This window comes from Paenibacillus lautus NBRC 15380 (assembly GCF_004000945.1).
GTDB lineage: Bacteria > Bacillota > Bacilli > Paenibacillales > Paenibacillaceae > Paenibacillus_AQ > Paenibacillus_AQ lautus.
Genome location: NZ_BIMF01000011.1, coordinates 15,785 through 33,125, shown reverse-complemented (window position 1 = coordinate 33,125; position 17,341 = coordinate 15,785). Strand labels below are relative to the sequence as shown.

General features: G+C 47.7%; 19 protein-coding genes. 14 read left to right on the top strand and 5 right to left on the bottom strand.

The features are described from left to right. Window positions 1-22 precede the first annotated feature (22 nt). The 6 genes from PLA01S_RS19065 (at window position 23) to bshB2 (ending at window position 4,858) form a co-directional block, all read left to right on the top strand. A complete protein-coding gene (locus PLA01S_RS19065) occupies window positions 23-970 on the top strand; it encodes an AraC family transcriptional regulator (RefSeq protein WP_100537698.1) in 948 nt (315 codons plus the stop codon). A 14-nt stretch (window positions 971-984) separates the two neighbouring features. After that, window positions 985-2,073 (top strand): Gfo/Idh/MocA family protein, encoded by a 1,089-nt coding sequence (locus PLA01S_RS19060; RefSeq protein WP_127593556.1) that lies wholly within the window; start codon window positions 985-987, stop codon window positions 2,071-2,073. Between the two features lie 188 nt (window positions 2,074-2,261). Further along, window positions 2,262-3,056 (top strand): helix-turn-helix transcriptional regulator, encoded by a 795-nt coding sequence (locus PLA01S_RS19055; protein ID WP_127593555.1) that lies wholly within the window; start codon window positions 2,262-2,264, stop codon window positions 3,054-3,056. A gap of 185 nt (window positions 3,057-3,241) precedes the next feature. Beyond that, window positions 3,242-3,733: a 2-thiouracil desulfurase family protein gene (locus PLA01S_RS19050; protein WP_127593554.1), complete on the top strand. Its 492-nt coding sequence runs from the start codon at window positions 3,242-3,244 to the stop codon at window positions 3,731-3,733. A gap of 101 nt (window positions 3,734-3,834) precedes the next feature. Next, a complete protein-coding gene (locus PLA01S_RS19045; RefSeq protein WP_100537696.1) occupies window positions 3,835-4,179 on the top strand; it encodes a YojF family protein in 345 nt (114 codons plus the stop codon). A 22-nt stretch (window positions 4,180-4,201) separates the two neighbouring features. Beyond that, entirely contained in the window at window positions 4,202-4,858 is a 657-nt protein-coding gene (bshB2, locus tag PLA01S_RS19040) for a bacillithiol biosynthesis deacetylase BshB2 (protein WP_127593553.1), read from the top strand. Window positions 4,859-4,935: 77 nt separating this feature from the next. On the opposite strand, the gene PLA01S_RS19035 is transcribed toward bshB2, so the two are convergent. Both PLA01S_RS19035 and cdaS read right to left on the bottom strand, forming a co-directional pair. Then, window positions 4,936-5,538 (bottom strand): dihydrofolate reductase family protein, encoded by a 603-nt coding sequence (locus PLA01S_RS19035; RefSeq protein ID WP_127593552.1) that lies wholly within the window; start codon window positions 5,536-5,538, stop codon window positions 4,936-4,938. Window positions 5,539-5,643: 105 nt separating this feature from the next. Then, window positions 5,644-6,261 carry a sporulation-specific diadenylate cyclase CdaS gene (cdaS, locus tag PLA01S_RS19030; RefSeq protein WP_127593551.1) on the bottom strand — a complete coding sequence of 206 codons (618 nt, stop codon included), beginning with the start codon at window positions 6,259-6,261 and terminating at the stop codon, window positions 5,644-5,646. 244 nt (window positions 6,262-6,505) lie between these two features. Between cdaS and PLA01S_RS19025 the strand changes: the two genes are divergently transcribed. Together PLA01S_RS19025 and cysI are read left to right on the top strand one after the other, a co-directional pair. Beyond that, window positions 6,506-8,344, top strand: coding sequence for an assimilatory sulfite reductase (NADPH) flavoprotein subunit (locus PLA01S_RS19025; RefSeq protein WP_127593550.1), 1,839 nt, complete (start codon window positions 6,506-6,508; stop codon window positions 8,342-8,344). Between the two features lie 36 nt (window positions 8,345-8,380). Then, window positions 8,381-10,105: an assimilatory sulfite reductase (NADPH) hemoprotein subunit gene (gene cysI / locus PLA01S_RS19020; RefSeq protein WP_127593549.1), complete on the top strand. Its 1,725-nt coding sequence runs from the start codon at window positions 8,381-8,383 to the stop codon at window positions 10,103-10,105. Between the two features lie 62 nt (window positions 10,106-10,167). Here cysI and PLA01S_RS19015 read toward each other — a convergent pair whose 3' ends face one another. Then, window positions 10,168-11,376, bottom strand: a complete 1,209-nt coding sequence (locus PLA01S_RS19015) for an MFS transporter (protein WP_246059689.1) — start codon at window positions 11,374-11,376, stop codon at window positions 10,168-10,170. 164 nt (window positions 11,377-11,540) lie between these two features. On the opposite strand from PLA01S_RS19015, the gene PLA01S_RS19010 reads away from it, so the two are divergent. Together PLA01S_RS19010 and PLA01S_RS19005 are read left to right on the top strand one after the other, a co-directional pair. Next, entirely contained in the window at window positions 11,541-11,681 is a 141-nt protein-coding gene (locus PLA01S_RS19010; RefSeq protein ID WP_272868156.1) for a zinc-binding dehydrogenase, read from the top strand. Window positions 11,682-11,818: 137 nt separating this feature from the next. Then, window positions 11,819-12,538, top strand: a complete 720-nt coding sequence (locus PLA01S_RS19005; protein ID WP_127593546.1) for a YebC/PmpR family DNA-binding transcriptional regulator — start codon at window positions 11,819-11,821, stop codon at window positions 12,536-12,538. A 120-nt stretch (window positions 12,539-12,658) separates the two neighbouring features. On the opposite strand, the gene PLA01S_RS32845 is transcribed toward PLA01S_RS19005, so the two are convergent. Further along, window positions 12,659-12,790, bottom strand: coding sequence for a hypothetical protein (locus PLA01S_RS32845; protein ID WP_272868155.1), 132 nt, complete (start codon window positions 12,788-12,790; stop codon window positions 12,659-12,661). Continuing rightward, entirely contained in the window at window positions 12,787-13,866 is a 1,080-nt protein-coding gene (locus PLA01S_RS19000; protein ID WP_246059661.1) for a peptidase, read from the bottom strand. The genes PLA01S_RS32845 and PLA01S_RS19000 overlap by 4 nt, the downstream gene beginning before the upstream one ends. A gap of 336 nt (window positions 13,867-14,202) precedes the next feature. On the opposite strand from PLA01S_RS19000, the gene PLA01S_RS18995 reads away from it, so the two are divergent. From PLA01S_RS18995 to PLA01S_RS18980, 4 genes are all read left to right on the top strand, one after another. Beyond that, entirely contained in the window at window positions 14,203-15,117 is a 915-nt protein-coding gene (locus tag PLA01S_RS18995) for a LysR family transcriptional regulator (protein ID WP_127593545.1), read from the top strand. A gap of 129 nt (window positions 15,118-15,246) precedes the next feature. Then, a complete protein-coding gene (locus tag PLA01S_RS18990; RefSeq protein ID WP_127593544.1) occupies window positions 15,247-15,729 on the top strand; it encodes a DinB family protein in 483 nt (160 codons plus the stop codon). 174 nt (window positions 15,730-15,903) lie between these two features. Further along, on the top strand, window positions 15,904-16,425 hold the full coding sequence (locus PLA01S_RS18985; protein WP_127593543.1) for a GNAT family N-acetyltransferase: 522 nt from the start codon (window positions 15,904-15,906) through the stop codon (window positions 16,423-16,425). Window positions 16,426-16,680: 255 nt separating this feature from the next. Next, the gene (locus tag PLA01S_RS18980) at window positions 16,681-17,313 is read left to right on the top strand and encodes a YdcF family protein (protein WP_127593542.1); all 633 of its coding nucleotides are present in this window, start codon (window positions 16,681-16,683) and stop codon (window positions 17,311-17,313) included. Window positions 17,314-17,341: the final 28 nt, after the last annotated feature.

Genomic DNA, 17,341 nt, shown 5'->3' with positions numbered 1-17,341 from the left:
GATACAGGGATGATGCATCAGGATGAATAACCATTTTCCATACGAATTGATGAAAGATCGGCAGGATGCCTTGGAGCGACTTGATCTGAGAGTTTATTGGGGACGTTATGAGATCCGGGTTCTTCGGTTCCATCTCACCACCTTTCCGCCAGGAAAGATTGTCTCCTTCCACAAGCATGCGGAGTATGAGTTTCATTTCATACCCCGCGGCAAGGGGACCGTTATTATGGAAGAGGAGCCTTATCCGCTGCGGGAAGGCATGTTTTATTTAACGGGTCCGAATGTGCTTCATTATCAGGAGGCGGATACAGCAGAGCCGATGGACGAATTATGTCTGCACGTGGACATTATTTCACGCGATGAGGTATCCGATCATGAGAGCCCGGCATTGCCTGTTTCGGATCCATGGGAAATGGCGGAAGCCGATGATTGTATGGAGAAGCTGAGGGGATTACCGCTGAAGCCAACGATGGATATCCATCGTGCGATGCCTTATTTCCTTGAGGCTTATCAGGCTTCTCAAGAGAAGTATTCGGGTCTGTATACAACGATTAAGCAGTGCATTATTCAAATATTGCTGCGCGCTGTACGTGCATATGAATCCGAGCCATCGGAAGCGGAGCTGCCTTCACGGGATATGAAGGCTTACCGCTATCAATTGGCGCTGGAGTATATTCATGCGAACTCTTCGGGAGAGGTTGTACTGGATGACGTGGCGGAGAAGCTGCATATCAGCTCGAGGCAGCTGCAGCGAATATTCAAGGAGCAAGCGGAAGGGCAGTCTTTCAGCGAAATACTGGAACACGTCCGCCTTGAAGCCGTATGCAGGAAGCTAATTGATACCAATTGGTCGATTGATAAAATCGCCATCCACGAAGGCTTCTCAAGCGGAAGTTATTTGCATACCGTGTTTCGAAAGAGATATGGATATACGCCATCAACATATCGAGCCATGAATGTGAAATTGTAGGGGGAGTATCAGCCATGGGCAAAACCATTCGAATTGGAATTATTGGAAGCGGCGGCATTGCGGGGGAGCATGCAAAATATTATAAACAAATCGACGATGTACAGATTGTCGCCGTAGCTGATATTTTACCCGGCAGAGCCGATCAATTTATTGAGCGCTGGGGACTGCAGGGGGCAATCGGATTTGATGATCACCGCAGATTGTTAGATCTCGACCTGGATGGCGTAAGCATTTGTACGCCCAACGTCGCTCATTACAGCACCACGGTTGATGCGCTGTCAGCGGGCAAACACGTAATGCTCGAAAAACCGATGTCGGTCACTTTGGATGAAGCTATCGAGATGGTCCAGATCTCGAAGAAAACCGGCAACATGCTCAATGTGGGTTTCCAGCCGCGTTATGATCCGAACATGGGCATCATTAAGAATCTGATTCAAAACGGCGAGCTTGGAAAAGTGTATTATGTGGAAACCGGGGGCGGTCGCCGCCGTGGAATGCCGGGCGGCACGTTTGTCCGGCAGGAGATTTCAGGGGCAGGCGCCATGGCGGACATTGGCTGTTATTCCTTGGACATGGCCCTGAACGCGCTGGGATATCCCAAGCCGTTGACGGTCACCGCGTATACATCGAATTATTTTGGAACGAACCCCAAATACCACTCCGAATCCGGAGCGTTCAACGTTGAGGATTTCGGCGTAGCGATGATTCGATTCGAAGGAGATCTTGTGCTTAACTTTAAAACTTCGTGGGCTATGCATATGGATACGCTGGGGGCGACCATGTTCCTTGGAACGGATGCGGGCATGAAGATTACACCTGCAGGCTCAGGCCCTTGGAGCGGTGTGTGGGACGGGAAGGTAGGATCGATCTCCTTGTTCCACGATATCCAAGGTCATCATACCGAAAGCGCCATACCGCTGATCAGCCATGAGCTTAACGTATTTGAGGAGAAAATCAAGGATTTCGTAAGCGCTGTGCGCGAAGGCAAGCCGGCGCCGATCCCGGGCGAGCAGGTGCTTCGGAATCAAGCGATTCTGGACGGCATTTTGCGGTCTTCCCAAAGTAAAAAAGAGGTTGAGATTCATATTCCGGACTTGGATTAATGGTAAAAAGGCCGCGCTTGCAGCGCGGCTTTTTTACGTGCTTTATTATACTTGGATGGTGATATTTTTAACATTTAAAAGCTTCCATTTTTTAGATGGATATGATAGTATGAATGCGAACAATTGTTCCTCGGAAGAGTTGGATTGGACCCATACATATATCCGAATTGAAGGTTGGTGCAGACCTGATGACTGATCGATATGCTGAAATCGATGAAGTAATCGCGTATATTCACAAAAATATTTATGAGCCTCTTCCGTTATCGACACTGGCGGATTACATAGGATACAGCCCATATCATTTTTCACGTATATTTAAAGATCGAATCGGACTGCCACCGTTATATTACGTGTCCTCCCTTCGTTTGGAGAAAGCGAAGGACTTGCTCTTACATACCCATCTGAGTATCCGGGATATCGCCATGGAGATCGGTCAGCAGAGTCTGGGCACATTTACGACACGCTTCACGGAAAGAGTAGGCGTGACCCCTTCCCAGTTTCGGAATTCGAAGGATGAGGCGGACGAGCATCTGTCATCCCTGCAGAAACTGAACAGCTGGCGTGACTCCATACCAGTCGAGAATCCCAATCTGACAGTTGAAGGCACGGTAGAGGCAATGGCTCCCTTTCAGGGCGTCATCTTGATCGGGCTGTTCGCCAAGCCGATTCCCGAAGGGCTTCCGTTATACGGAACTTTGTTATCTTCCGTCGGCTCGTTCCGGTTCGGCGACGTCAGACCCGGAACATATTATCTGATGGCTACTTCGGTCCCATGGGGCATGCAGGCGGTTGATTTCTTGCTTCCTAAGTCGACCACGCTGCGTACCCGTTCGAAGGAACCCATTATCGTTACCCCAAATTCTAAGACCCCGCATCTTCATGTAACTCTGCATGTTCCCCGGCTGGATGATCCGCCGATTCTGATTTCTTTGCCATTATTAATGAATCACTTCCTCAAGAGGGTTGCTCCCATGCTGCGTTGAGCGATGGAGAGGATCCGTTCGTATATTGATACACTTTTGGCATCGAAGGGGACCGCACACCTGGCAGCTCTTCATTGCATTTCGTTGACATTTGTGTTCCGATTCCTGATACTTGAATGAGGGCGTACGGCTTAGGCAGTAGTCTGCAGTATGTAAGTAAGAACGATAGATTTGAGGTGGCCCCTGTGATTGTTGTAAGCTCATGTTTAGCCGGTTTGAAGGTTCGTTATAACGCTACGGACAGCTTGGATGCGAATATTCAGCAGCTGGTTGAAGAGAAGAAAGCTGTGACCGTATGTCCCGAACTGCTTGGTGGATTCTCAACTCCACGGGAGCCTGCGGAGATCGTTGGAGGAAACGGCGATGATGTACTGGCAGGGAAAGCTAGAGTGGTTGAGTTATCCGGTAAAGACGTGACCGAGATGTATGTAAAAGGTGCCCACCAAGCGCTTCGAGTGGCACAAGAGCTCGGAGCATTGCTGATCGTACTGAAAGAGAGCAGTCCTTCTTGCGGCAGTGCCATGATCTATAACGGAGAATTTGCCAATGAGAAGATAGCAGGTTATGGGGTAACTACGGCTCTGCTCCGCAGGGAAGGTTATACGGTTATTTCGGAGCACGACCTTAGAACCTATGCAGCACAGCCGGAATACGCTTCTCTTTTTGCTGTGAGTTAATATGCTCATCGGGTTCGTGTAATTTCGTCCTGCTCTAAAATTATGATAGAATTATCATATCGACTTCTTACATGTTGTGATTCTTTATATTGGAGGGAATTATGGAACTCATAAATCAAACTGAAGTACAACAAATGATTGATAAATTGAAGGATCAGGATTTATATATTCATCTTGAGATGACGACAGGCGCTTACGCTGCCCATTATGACAGCTCGAAGCACCCCGCGGCTAACTTTATTACAAATGCAACGATTCGTTACAGCCACGGTTCGATATCCGGCAATGGACCCTATCGGGTTGGATTGAAAATGAGCCAAGGCTGGGTGTATACGGAAGGACTTACCCACTTCGAACAGACTGATACAGATCGGCTGATCATGGCGGGGCATGACAGTCAGGGTAAACTGGTTGTCGCTTTGCAGCTGAGCCGGGAGCCTTTTTAATAGAGAGAGGAGACGAGGATTGATGGAGCAAAACATACTGGTCGTATTGCCGCACCCGGATGATGAAGCATTTGGTTTATCCGGAACGTTGGCTAAATATATTATGGAAGGCGCTCATGTTACCTATGCCTGCTTAACGCTTGGGGAGATGGGCCGCAATATGGGCATTCCTCCGTTTGCGAACCGTATCACATTACCGACCATTCGCAAAGCAGAGCTGGAGGAATCCTGCAAAGCGATAGGCATACAGGATTTGAGATTGCTTGGTTTCCATGATAAAACGATTGAATTCGAGGATCAAAATAAGCTGGATAGCGCGATCGCCTCTCTGCTTCAGGAGAAAAAGCCATCGCTGGTGTTCACGTTCTACCCTGGATATAGCGTTCACCCTGACCATGACGCAACGGGCGCAGCCGTAATCCGGACGATTCAGCGGATGCCGGCCGGTGATAGACCTGTCGTTCAATGTCTGGCGTTCTCCAACAATTGTGAGCAAGAATTGGGTAAACCGGATGTTTATCAAGATGTATCCATGTTTATGGTACAGAAGCTGAACTCCATTCAAGCCCATCGCTCTCAATTCCAGGCCGCAGAGCTGCTGGGCAAGAAACAGATGAAAGCCAAGGAAGTGGAGCAGCGCTTCGGAACGGAACGTTTCTGGACCTATACGTTTGCATAATTAGCTATCTTTCGATGGATTAATGAAGAAGAGCCACAGGATCTGTGGCTCTTTTTTGCATGGTTTGGTCTAATTCGTTATGACGGTTTCGGTTGATATCGAAGGAGGACAACACCCGAACCAAAGGTTCGAGATTCAACAAGCTGAAGATGAATCCGGTTGCGGAGAGAATGGAACATCGGCGTGCCGCCTCCCAGAACAATCGGATGGATATAAAGACGGTATTCATCAATTAAATCTTGCTCCATGAAGGATGCAGCGATTCCGGCTCCCCCGAGATCCATGTGCAGGCCAGGCTGGAGCTTCAGCTCCTCCATGAACTCTTTAATATTACCCCTGATTAAAGTAGAATTCCAATCCACATGATCAAGCGTTGTGGAAAAAACAATTTTCTTTCGATTCTTCCATCTTCGAGCATATTCAATTTCGTAGTCGGGTGCCTCCGGATTAAGATCTGCGGTTGGCCAATACGATGCCATATTGGTGTAGAGGCGCCGGCCGTATAAATGAATATCGATTTCGTTCTCCGCCTCATTAAAGTATCGGTGCAGCTCCTCATCGGGCGTGGACCAATCGATAAGATGATCCTCGGTTTCGATGAAACCGTCAAGCGATACCATCATGGAATAGATTACTTTTCTTGGGGAAAACGCTTCGGTCCCTTCTTTAAATGAATTCATCGATAATCACCTTCCTTGTCTTTATAGGACAACGATAGCATAAGCCTTCTGGGAAGGTTTCTCATCATTTGCTATCTAGGAGGCTGTACGAATCAACAGCAAATACTAGGGGCTGCTTATCGATAAAGGATAAAGAGTGCCCTTCATGCAGAAGGAGGTTTTACCCGTCTCCTCCGATACAACGAGTACCAGGGCATCGCTGATTTCCGACAGGCCAATGGCTGCACGATGACGGGTTCCGAGCTTGCGATCCCCGTAGGTTTTGGCTGTTAAAGGCAGCACGTTCGCGGCAGAAATAATCATCTCTTTGCGTACGAGCACAGCTCCGTCGTGAAGCGGGCTCCCTGGAACGAATATGGATTCAAGCAGGGGGCTTGTGATTTCTGCGGACAAGGGAATGCCGGGCGTTATTAACGAATCCAGGCCGTCTTCCCGTTGAATCACAATTAATGCACCCAGATTTTTTTGACTGAGATGATATATGGATTTAGCGATTTCTTGATATTTGCTGGTGAAGGGGAAGAGAAAACAATTGAGATAATACGTTGATGAAATCGATTCAGCTTCCAAAAATTTAGTTCTGACAAGATCCAGCTCGCCCAGCAGACATGAACTGTCCTGGTCCAAATTGACGATGATATGCTGCAATTGTCTCGTGATATCCGTGAGCTGTTCCTTCAATTTGTTTTTCAGCGGCGTAAAATTGCAATCCTGATTTTGCATCCGACATCTTCCTCCTTATCATTGGTATCATTACCATTCGGTGATACCGATATTCTCTAAAGCAGGCTGGGTTTCTCCTATAGTTAAACCAGAAAAATCGATTTATTAGTAAAACTGATAAATGCTATAAGAACATTGTAATTGACCGGTCTAGGTAAGCTGTGATAGGTTCAGAGGAGTAATAAAATTAATTGTATCGTAATAGTAGGAATTAATAATGTGCGCTTTTGAGAGGTGGATATTGTTGGAACTTCAAGTTATGAACAGTCCTTTTAATCAGGAACAGGTGGAACTGCTGAATCGCCTTCTGCCCACTTTGACGGAATCCCAGCGGACCTGGCTTAGCGGATATATCGCTGCATTGCAGGGAACGGCAGCCGCAGCAGCAGTCGCGGCTGTAACACAAGCGAACACGTCAGCCGCTGTATCGGCACCGGTGGCAACGGCTGCTAAAGAAGTCACAGTCCTGTACGGATCCCAGACAGGCAATGGTCATGGATTATCGAAAAAGTTATCGAAGAAGCTGGAAGAGGTTGGCCTGCAGGTCACAATGTCTTCTATGAGCGATTTTAAACCGAACAACCTGAAAAAGTTACAGAATCTCCTTATTATCGTCAGTACGCATGGAGAGGGCGAACCGCCGGATAACGCCATACCATTCTATGAATTTCTGCACAGCAAGCGGGCACCTCAGGTAGACCATCTTCAATATTCCGTACTGGCGCTGGGGGATACCTCGTATGAATTTTTTTGCCAAACGGGTAAAGATTTCGACAAGCGGCTTGAGGAATTGGGCGGCAAGCGGCTGACACCAAGAGTTGACTGCGATGTAGACTTTGATGAGTCGGCTGCTGAATGGATGAACCAGGTTCTTCTATCGTTGAATGAGGCTGGAACGGGATCACTCGTTGTTGAAAATGGGAGTGCGGTAGCCCTGAGCGATAGTACGGAATCGGAATTTTCAAGAAGCAATCCATTTCAAGCGGAAATCCTCGAGAATTTGAATTTGAACGGAAGAGGATCCGACCGTGAAACACGTCATATCGAAATTTCTCTTGAAGGATCGAATTTGCAGTATGAGCCGGGCGATAGCTTAGGAATCTATCCGGAAAATCATCCGCAGCTTGTGGATGATCTTATCGCTGCTATGGGATGGAATGCTGATGAAGTGGTCGTCATTAATAAACATGGTGAAGCGCGAGCGCTTCGGGATGCTTTGCTCCGTCACTACGAAATTACGGTTCTCACGAAACCTCTGATCGAGCAAGTGGTTAAGGTCTCAGGGAATGAAGGACTTCGAACATTGCTGGAGCCAGGTCATGAGCAGGAATTGCGCACCTATATCGAAGAACGGGATTTGCTCGACCTGGTACAGGATTATGGTCTGCAGCAATTGCCGGCAGGCGAATTTGTATCCATACTGCGCAAAATTCCTGCCAGACTGTACTCGATTGCCAGCAGCTCCAAAGCCTTCCCCGATGAAGTCCACGTTACCGTTCGGACGGTCCGTTATGAAGCACATGGCCGCCACCGCTATGGTGTATGCTCCGTACAATTGGCAGAGCGTCTGGAAGCTGGCGATTCGCTGCCGGTATACATTCAGCATAACCCGAACTTTAAGCTGCCCGAGAATCCGGACACCCCGATCATTATGATCGGACCTGGTACAGGCGTGGCACCTTTCAGAGCCTTTCTGGGGGAACGGGAAGAGACGGGGGCAGAAGGGAAATCATGGTTGTTCTACGGAGATCAGCATTTCTCGACGGACTTCCTCTACCAGATTGAATGGCAGCGTTGGTTGAAGGATGGAGTACTGACGCGCATGGATGTTGCTTTCTCTCGGGATACGGACAAAAAAGTGTACGTACAGCACCGAATGCTGGAGAAGAGCAAGGATCTATATCAGTGGCTCCAAGAAGGGGCTTGCGTATATGTCTGCGGCGATGAGAAGAAGATGGCTCATGACGTGCATTCCGCACTCGGGTCCATTCTCGAGCAAGAGGGCGGCATGAGTCCGGAAGAAGCTGCGGAATATCTGACGCTCATGCAGCAACAGAAACGTTATCAGCGGGATGTGTATTAAGATCATCCCTGTGGTTTTCGAGAGGAGAAAAGAAACATGTCTGATAATAACCTTGTATCACCAAATAGTGCGCCGCATAGCGATGTCGAGGACATCAAGCGTCGAAGCAATTATCTGCGGGGCAGTCTTGTAGAGACGTTAGAGGATCGCATTACGGCATCGATTCCCGAAGACGATAACCGGCTGATGAAATTCCACGGCAGTTATATGCAGGATGACCGGGATTTGCGTAACGAACGACACAAGCAAAAGCTGGAGCCTGCATACCAGTTCATGCTTCGTGTTCGGGCCGCGGGCGGGGTCGTGACGCCGGAGCAATGGCTGATGATGGACCGCGTAGCCCAGAAGTATGCAAACGGGACGATTCGATTGACAACGCGTCAGTCTTTCCAGCTTCACGGTGTATTGAAGTGGAATATGAAGAGCACCATTCAGGAAGTTAATGAAGCCATGCTTAGCACATTGGCTGCTTGCGGCGACGTGAATCGTAACGTGATGTGCAATCCGAACCCTTATCAATCGGAAATTCATTCGGAGGTATACGAATGGGCACGCATGCTTAGCAGTCATCTCGATCCGCGGACGCGTGCGTATCATGAGATTTGGCTGGACGGCGAGAAGATCGTAGACAGCCTGCAGGATGGGGAGGAACAGGAGCCGATCTACGGTCCGGTGTACCTGCCGCGGAAATTCAAGATTGGGATGGCCGTGCCGCCTTCCAATGATATTGATGTATTTTCCCAAGACCTTGGCTTCATTGCGATCATTGAGGACGGCGAATTGAAAGGTTTTAACGTCTCTGTAGGCGGTGGTATGGGGATGACGCACGGTGATACGTTGACCTATCCTCAAGTGGCAAAAGTCATTGGTTTCTGCAAACCCGAGCAGATCGTTGATTTGGCCGAGAAGACGGTGATGATTCAACGTGATTACGGAGACCGTGCGGTGCGCAAGCATGCTCGTTTCAAATATACGATTGATGACCGTGGGATTGACTGGTTTGTCAACGAGCTCACCAGTCGTCTGGGATGGAAGCTGGAGGAGGCAAAGCCGTTCCATTTCGACCATAACGGCGATCGGTACGGCTGGGTAAAAGGGAGCAACGGCAAATGGCATTTTACACTGTTCATCCAGAACGGGCGTGTGAAAGACGAAGCCGATTACCTGCTGATGACTGGCCTGCGCGAAATCGCTCAAGTTCATAATGGAGATTTTCGTCTGACGGCCAATCAGAATCTGATCGTTGCCAATGTCAGCAGCCACAAGAAGAAAAAGATTGAAGAACTCATCAAGCGTTACGGGCTTACGGACGGTAATCATTATTCTGCCCTGAGAAAAAATTCCATGGCATGTGTAGCCCTACCGACCTGTGGATTGGCGATGGCAGAATCTGAGCGATATCTGCCGACATTATTGGATAAAATCGATGTCATTCTGGAAGAGAACGGACTTCGCGAAGAGGATATCGTCATTCGAATGACCGGGTGCCCGAATGGATGTGCCAGACCGATGCTGGCCGAAATCGCATTTATCGGAAAGGCGCCTGGCAAATATAATATGTACCTGGGTGGAGGCTTCTCCGGTCACCGGCTTAACAAGCTTTATAAGGAAAACATCGGTGAGGCCGAGATTTTGGATTCCCTTCGTCCGATCATGAAGCAATATGCACAAGAACGCGAACAAGGCGAGCATTTCGGTGACTTTGTCATTCGCGCCGGCTACGTGAAGGAAGTATTGGACGGACAACAATTTCACGCATAATGATACTCGGTACAAAACAAACCGGAGTTTCTCTTGAGGAGAGCTCCGGTTTATTTTGTTGTTCATTGCTCCAATACGGCGGCTTTGCTCGTTTTCTTTTTAAACAATGGGATCAGCATCGCCGAACCTGTCAGGAACAAGAGGGAGCTGACCGTATAAACGGTGAACAGGGACAGCTGGTCTTTGAGCAATCCCCCCAGCGACATGCCCAGCACCATCATTCCCATAAAAATCGGGGTTAGGGTGCCGCCCACCCGACCAATGTATGGCCCCTCCGTATGGTTTAGGATCAAGGTGTTGATTCCAATGTGGATGGTGGGATAAAAGAATCCGTTAAGCACTAGAAGCAGCATCGTAAAGATGATGCTGGTTGACCAGCCGATACCGACGTTCCCGATAGCACTAACGGTGAGACCGAGAGCTAGCAAGGTTTGAGGGGTTATTATCTTGGCAAATGCTATGACGAAGCCTCCTCCGACGAGCATCGCCGCCCCATTGACCGTTAACAGCCATTGCAAAAATGACTTATCCTGACCGAGGTTCTCAATCGTCACAAATATCGCGAGCGGCTGAATAAGTCCCGCTGCCAAGCCAGCCGCGGCGAAGGTCGCACCAAGTGTTCGGAGCGCTTGATTATTCCATACATAGCGAAGGCCTTCGATAAGCTCTTGTTTCAGGTTCTGCTGCTGGGATTGTGTCTCTTTCTGCAAATCACGGGGCAGCAAAATCAGGATCAATCCAGAACCCAAGAATAACACGCCTGTTGCGATCAGCGATGTTTCAATGCCGAACTTTTGATATACAAATGCACCTGCGATCGGGCCGATGACTGTAAAGAAGGCAACCATGGATTGAAACATGGCCATCACGGATTGCAGCTGATCAGCGGGTACATGCTGTTTGAACAGCTTCATCGCTGAGGGCTGAGAGAATTGTGACATAACGGCTGAGAAAAATGTGAGTACCAGCAATGCCTGCCAAGATCCGTTATGAACGGCGATCAACACGAGAAATACCGATACCGCAGACAAAACATCAGAGCTGACCATGGTACGCTTAGGTCGCCAGCGGTCCGCGAAAGTACCGCCGATGAAGGCGAACAAGAAAATGGGTGCAAATTCAACGACGGATATGAGGGACACATACACAGGGTTGTTGCCTGTCATGTCGGTAACGTATAGCAGAATGGCAAAGTTACGAACCCAAATGCCAAGATTCAAGAGAACGCGTGACAAGACAATCGTTCGAACATAGGGATTGTTAAGCAAAATAAGGTGTCTCCTTTCGGGATCTGTACATAACAGATCGGATATCGTACAAAACAAGCGAATGCGCATTTCGTTGTTTAATACATAGACATAATATAATTTTGTCTACAAAATTTCAATTGTTTTTTTATCTCGTCTAGTTTTATGTCGCAAAAAAGAAGGAGCTGGTGGATTTGTATATGAAGGGTTACATTCGAATTCATATTCGAGAGGTGTATACGCTGCACGAGGCGCCGGAAGCGCATCGCCTTATTGAAACAGGTCATGGCAGGGGAAAGGTGATCTTACTAGTCGGCGATCAGCCCTGATTGATTATTAAGGGCATGTGTCTATTTAACGGATCTACGCTCTTAACCTTGTTCAAGGGACTTAATAGAGATATAATGGACAGGGGTATTTATTGAATACCGGCTACAGATTCAATGATGAAAGAGAGCGGAAACGTATGGGCCGTAAATGGAATAATATTAAGGAAAAGAAAGCATCCAAGGATGCTAATACAAGTCGCGTATACGCGAAATTCGGTGTGGAAATCTATGTTGCTGCCAAAAAAGGCGAGCCGGATCCCGAGTCCAACCGTGCGCTGAAGGTTGTTCTTGAGCGTGCCAAAACATACAACGTGCCGAAAGCCATTATTGACCGCGCCTTGGATAAAGCCAAAGGCAGCGGGGATGAGAATTATGAAGAGCTGCGCTATGAAGGTTTTGGTCCGAATGGTTCGATGATCATTGTTGACGCTTTAACCAACAACGTCAATCGTACCGCGCCTGCTGTACGTTCTGCCTTTAATAAGAACGGCGGTAATATGGGCGTCAGTGGTTCGGTATCTTATATGTTTGATCCAACCGCTGTCATCGGCGTCGAAGGCAAGTCGGCTGAGGAAGTCATGGATCTGCTGCTTGAAGCCGACCTGGATGTACGTGACATCCTGGAAGAGGAAGAAGCTGTGATCGTCTATGCTGAACCCGACCAGTTCCATGCGGTTCAGGAAGCATTCAAAGCCGCTGGAATTACGGAATTTACCGTTGCCGAGCTTACCATGCTGGCTCAGAATTTTGTCACCTTACCGGAAGAAGGACAGGTACTTTTCGAGAAGCTGATCGATGCACTGGAAGACCTCGAGGATGTTCAGCAGGTGTATCACAACGTGGAATTTGAGGAATAGTCCGTAACGATTGATATCTTAATTCATTAAAAAAACCATCGTATTCAGGAATCCTGAGTACGATGGTTTTTGTTTTTTAGCGATTAATTTTAGCTCAGGCAAACGACCAGGAAAAGCAGCTTATTTGTCAGCTTGAACCATAATCACTTCGGCAGAAGTGAATGCTGGTATGGACATGGTCATGATCGGGGAGTGGAAGACCACGATTTTCATGCCGGGTTCCAGCTTCTCGTCGGGATTCAGTCCAATCACTTGTGTATCCTGGAGATGTTGATGATGATGTCGTTGTCCGTGGATTGATCTGAACCTACATTGATATGCAGTTGATCCTTTGATGTGCGTTCGGATGCAGTTATCGTACCTTCGACTTTGGGCGCTGTGGTGTCGGAGACCACAATCTTATCTGCATGCGGCAGGGCAGGGTAAATCACGGACACGTATTCAGCTTCGATTCGCAGACCTGATTTCAAGGCTTCGGCTGTTAATGATTTGCCTCCAGCATCTACAATCTTTGTGTCGCCATCAACAGCGAGCACGACGTATTCAAGGTCACCTGCTTTAGCTGGTTTACCGGAAATCGTAATTCTTCCATCCTTCATTTCTGTAAGGATGCCGTTAATGCCGGATACCTGCTCCTGATCGTTATTCTCGGTATTCATGTTGACCCGTATATAATTCGTTGATGATTGAGGCGGCATGCTCAACGCCACATAAGGTCCATAGAAAGCGCGAATGCTCATGCCGGCTTTCAGGTCACTTGCTTTCAGCGTGCTGCCGTTTTGATCGATGATTTTCGCTTTTGGATCCAGATGAAGCAGAATGGTCTCTTCACTGTCGTTGTACAGATTGATTCCCTCCACCAGAATGCCTTGTTTGGTTACCTCAGAGATGGTTCCATCCATACCGGCAAGGTCGTTATCCTGAACGATGATCGTAAGCGCCGAACCTTGAGCGGGTAGGCTCTTCGTTATGTTTGGGCTGTAGAAAGCTTTTATCGCTTTGTGTTTATCCACGATCGTTTGCAGCTGGACTTGGTTCCCTTTGGCATCGATAATTTTAGTATCTTTGGATATGGAGAGCTTGATTTCTTGTTGATCGGTTGCCGCTAAGCCACGGCCGGTTACGGTAATCCATTTGCCTGTTTTGTCATTTAAGAAGTCTGTTATGTAACCCATGGTCCCAGGTACGCTCTTCTTCACCTGGTTCATGATGTTGTTCTGTCCCGTATGGGCTGAAGCAGGAGGGACGTCCTGTGCATTCGCTGCTATCGGCAGTGCCGCCATCGCGAGAACCGTAGCGGTTGCTAGTACTTTGTAGATTTTTTTCATGGTAGGTATCCTCCAAATGTAAATTATCCTAGAACGCCAGGATACAGCCAAGCCGTATGATGAATTGGTAAAATGTACTTGCTGCACCACTATAGACGGGAGATAGGATAAAAGGTTGCAGCACCATGAAAAATCATGAAGACGGATCCTGTGAAGGAAGAAACGCTGCTTCAGCTATTGGACGAATTGAATCAACGATAAACATTCCATCATTACATTAATGTGTAATAAATAAGATTCTGCAGTTTACAATAAGCTTCATTTAGGATATAAACGATCTAAATGATGACAACAACTTCATCTTGCGTGAATAGTTCAAGAATTGAGGGATGACCTATGAATCTTCATGCACTACGCATTTTTAATGATGTGTCCAAGACAGGGAGCATTACGAGATCCGCGGGCAATCTGCTGTTAAGTCAACCAGCCGTTACGGCCCAAATCCGCAATCTGGAGCGGGAGCTCGGTATGAAATTGATTGAGGCTAACGGACGCAATATTCAATTGACGGAAGCTGGTATAGCGTTGGCCAGGCATTCCCAGCGCTTATTTGCGATGGAAGCCGAGATGGAAGAGATGATGGAGGCCATCAAATCCGGTCAGCAGGGAAGTTTGCGCATATGTGCGACGGAGCTGCCGGAGAGCACTTTGCTGCCCGGGTGGCTGGTTGAATATAAGCAGCGGCATCCAAGGATGGATGTGCAGCTGTTTAAAGGAAATTCCCGAACCGCACTGCAGCGGTTACAGGACGATTCGGTGCATATCTCCATCGTATGCGGCAGCTGGCCGATCGAAGCGGAAGATATTGAGTTTTTTACGATTATGGAAGATGAATTAATTTTTGCCGTACCTGCCCTACATCGACTAGCTAACAGAGAAGTGACTTTCCTCGAGCTTATGGAGGAGCCCTTTATACTGAGGGAAGAAGGAAGTTATACGCGGAAACAGTTATCGTCGCTGATTGAGGCCTCGGATGCACGCGAGCCTCGCTGTTCCATAACGATAGAGGGGTTGAAGGAATCCATTGAAGCGGTTAAAGCGGGATACGGGGTTGCACTAGTTCCTGCGCTTTCTATTAAGAAAGAACTGGCTTCGGGCGAACTTGGCAAGGTTGAAGTGACAGGCGTAACTTTCCCGCACCCTATTCGGATATGCACCAAAAGACAAGAAGCGGGACTCGCGCAAGTCCATTCTTTTATTTCCTATATTCAAGCGGATATCCGCGAAAAAAACCAGTACATCCATGGATGATGAAGGCTTGCCTTTGATTCATCCATTTTTTTTATGAAACGGAGTGAAAACCGTATTATTTATTTATCAGCATTTGGAGTACACTCGGTTCAAGCGGACGCTGAATAAAGTTGAGAAGGAGTGGGCTACATGAGTGCATACCTGTTTGAACATTTGGAATTTGTGCGTACACAAACCTTGAATCTTGTAAGGGATGTCCCGGATGATATAGCGGAGATGATTCCGAGTGGAATGAATAACCACGTAAAGTGGAATATGGGACATGTCTTATTCACAATGGAACGGTTTGCGTTCGGCGTGAATGGAGAAACCATGAACCTTCCCGGTCATTATACCGAGCTGTTCCGATCGGGTTCTAAGCCAAGGGAGATTAGCGCAGCATGGCCATCCATGCACGAGCTACTCGGACTGCTTGAGGGTCAGGTCCATCGAATCGAACACAGGTACAGGGCGCATCTGCACGATACGGTCTTATCTCCCTATACAACTTCCAAAGGTTTAAAGCTAACCCGGGTTGAAGAATTTTTAAGCTTTTGTTTATATCATGAAGGCATGCATTTTGATAAAATGAAATCGATTCTCAGCCAAAATATCCAGAAATTTGACATATGATGAAGGACTCTCGTACTTTATGGCGAATATATTTGGAGTAGGCTGTAAAGTGAAAGAGGGTGACCCGGCGTTATCAAGTTAGATCTGTATATACGGCGAATCGCATTTGCCTCTGTATTGAAGTGTGCGGCGTGAAGAGAACACTTGAATACAACTTGAAGAGGAGTCAGGCAAATGGATATCGTTACAGAAAGATTAATGATTCGTGAGTTTCAACCAGGTGATTGGCATGATGTTCTTCAATATACATCCGATCCTAAGGTGATGCATTACATGCCCGAACCTGTGTATACGGAAGAAACAGTAAAACAATTTCTTGCGCAGAACAAGGGGGATGCAGCCCATCACTATGCGGTTATGCTGCAGGCAGAACAGCATGTGATTGGTCACATGGTGTTTCATCCATGGTTCGGTGAACATACGTATGAAATCGGCTGGGTGTTTAATTCGACCTATCACCGTAGGGGGTACGCCACGGAAGCCGCCAGAGCTTTGCTTCAGCACGGTTTCGAGGTATTAGGGTTGCATCGGATCATTGCGACATGCCAGCCTGAGAATGCACCTTCGTACCGGGTGATGGAGAAGCTGGGCATGAGGAGAGAAGGCTATTTCCAACAGTGTATCCCTCGTGGAGATATTTGGTGGGATGAGTATTTCTATGCGATGCTGAAGTCTGAATGGCGTACAATTTCATAGTTTTGTTGTTATAATATGCTGTGCCCAATGTATCTCTTATAACAATGAGATGCATTGGGTTTTATTTTTTCTGAAATCTTTGAATTAAGGGAAGTTGATGAAGGTGGCGGGACCTTCATCCTGAAGCTGAAAAATGAAAGTCCCGAACGTACATATGAAGCCTGACGCTCAATAAAGGAGCAGCAGGCTTTCTTTGCTAAAAATGATAGAATGGATGCGCAAAACAGATTTAAGATTGGGCGCTGGAGGTGCAGCATGACGCGAAATATGCCGGCAAGGGAAGCTCGTGGCAGAAGAAAGCGTACCGTGATACAAGTCTTGGCGGGACTCATTGGAATCCTGCTAATTTATACGCTATATGTGAGCATCACCATTTGGAACTACGCGCAAAGAACAGTAAATATCCCGTCTGATGCAGCCATAGTGCTGGGGGCTGCTGTATGGGAGGGGGAGCCTTCGCCTGTTTTTCAGGGCCGCATCGATCATGCACTATGGTTGTATGACCGTCAGTACGTAGACAAGTTGATATTTACCGGGGGACGAAGTTCGGAGGATAAACTTGCCGAATCGGTAGTTGCTAAGCAGTATGCCATCGAGCACGGTGTTCCAGAGAGCGATATCCTTGTCGAGACGACTTCGACGATCACCGAGCAGAATCTGCATTATGCCAATGAGATAGGGGATACAGCAGGGCTGTCCTCCTATCTCATCGTAAGTGACCCGCTGCATATGAAACGGGCGATGATGATGGCAGAAGATATGGGGCTTAAAGCCAATCCTTCACCCGCATCCCGGGGCGCGTACCAGAGCCTGAGAAGCAAAGTCCCTTTTTTAATCAGAGAAGTCTTTTATTATATCGGTTATCAATTGGTTGCACCATTCCGATAAAGGGTCTGCCCAGAGGAAGGCCGTGTCC

Excerpts from the sequence above, each read along its gene's own strand:
- PLA01S_RS19065 (WP_100537698.1), top strand. The coding sequence starts at position 23 with ATGAATAACCATTTTCCATACGAATTGATGAAAGATCGGCAGGATGCC.
- PLA01S_RS19060 (WP_127593556.1), top strand. The coding sequence starts at position 985 with ATGGGCAAAACCATTCGAATTGGAATTATTGGAAGCGGCGGCATTGCG.
- PLA01S_RS19055 (WP_127593555.1), top strand. The coding sequence starts at position 2,262 with ATGACTGATCGATATGCTGAAATCGATGAAGTAATCGCGTATATTCAC.
- PLA01S_RS19045 (WP_100537696.1), top strand. The coding sequence starts at position 3,835 with ATGGAACTCATAAATCAAACTGAAGTACAACAAATGATTGATAAATTG.
- bshB2 (WP_127593553.1), top strand. The coding sequence starts at position 4,202 with ATGGAGCAAAACATACTGGTCGTATTGCCGCACCCGGATGATGAAGCA.
- PLA01S_RS19035 (WP_127593552.1), bottom strand. The coding sequence starts at position 5,538 with ATGAATTCATTTAAAGAAGGGACCGAAGCGTTTTCCCCAAGAAAAGTA.
- cdaS (WP_127593551.1), bottom strand. The coding sequence starts at position 6,261 with ATGCAAAATCAGGATTGCAATTTTACGCCGCTGAAAAACAAATTGAAG.
- cysI (WP_127593549.1), top strand. The coding sequence starts at position 8,381 with ATGTCTGATAATAACCTTGTATCACCAAATAGTGCGCCGCATAGCGAT.
- PLA01S_RS19005 (WP_127593546.1), top strand. The coding sequence starts at position 11,819 with ATGGGCCGTAAATGGAATAATATTAAGGAAAAGAAAGCATCCAAGGAT.
- PLA01S_RS19000 (WP_246059661.1), bottom strand. The coding sequence starts at position 13,866 with ATGAAAAAAATCTACAAAGTACTAGCAACCGCTACGGTTCTCGCGATG.
- PLA01S_RS18995 (WP_127593545.1), top strand. The coding sequence starts at position 14,203 with ATGAATCTTCATGCACTACGCATTTTTAATGATGTGTCCAAGACAGGG.
- PLA01S_RS18990 (WP_127593544.1), top strand. The coding sequence starts at position 15,247 with ATGAGTGCATACCTGTTTGAACATTTGGAATTTGTGCGTACACAAACC.
- PLA01S_RS18985 (WP_127593543.1), top strand. The coding sequence starts at position 15,904 with ATGGATATCGTTACAGAAAGATTAATGATTCGTGAGTTTCAACCAGGT.
- PLA01S_RS18980 (WP_127593542.1), top strand. The coding sequence starts at position 16,681 with ATGACGCGAAATATGCCGGCAAGGGAAGCTCGTGGCAGAAGAAAGCGT.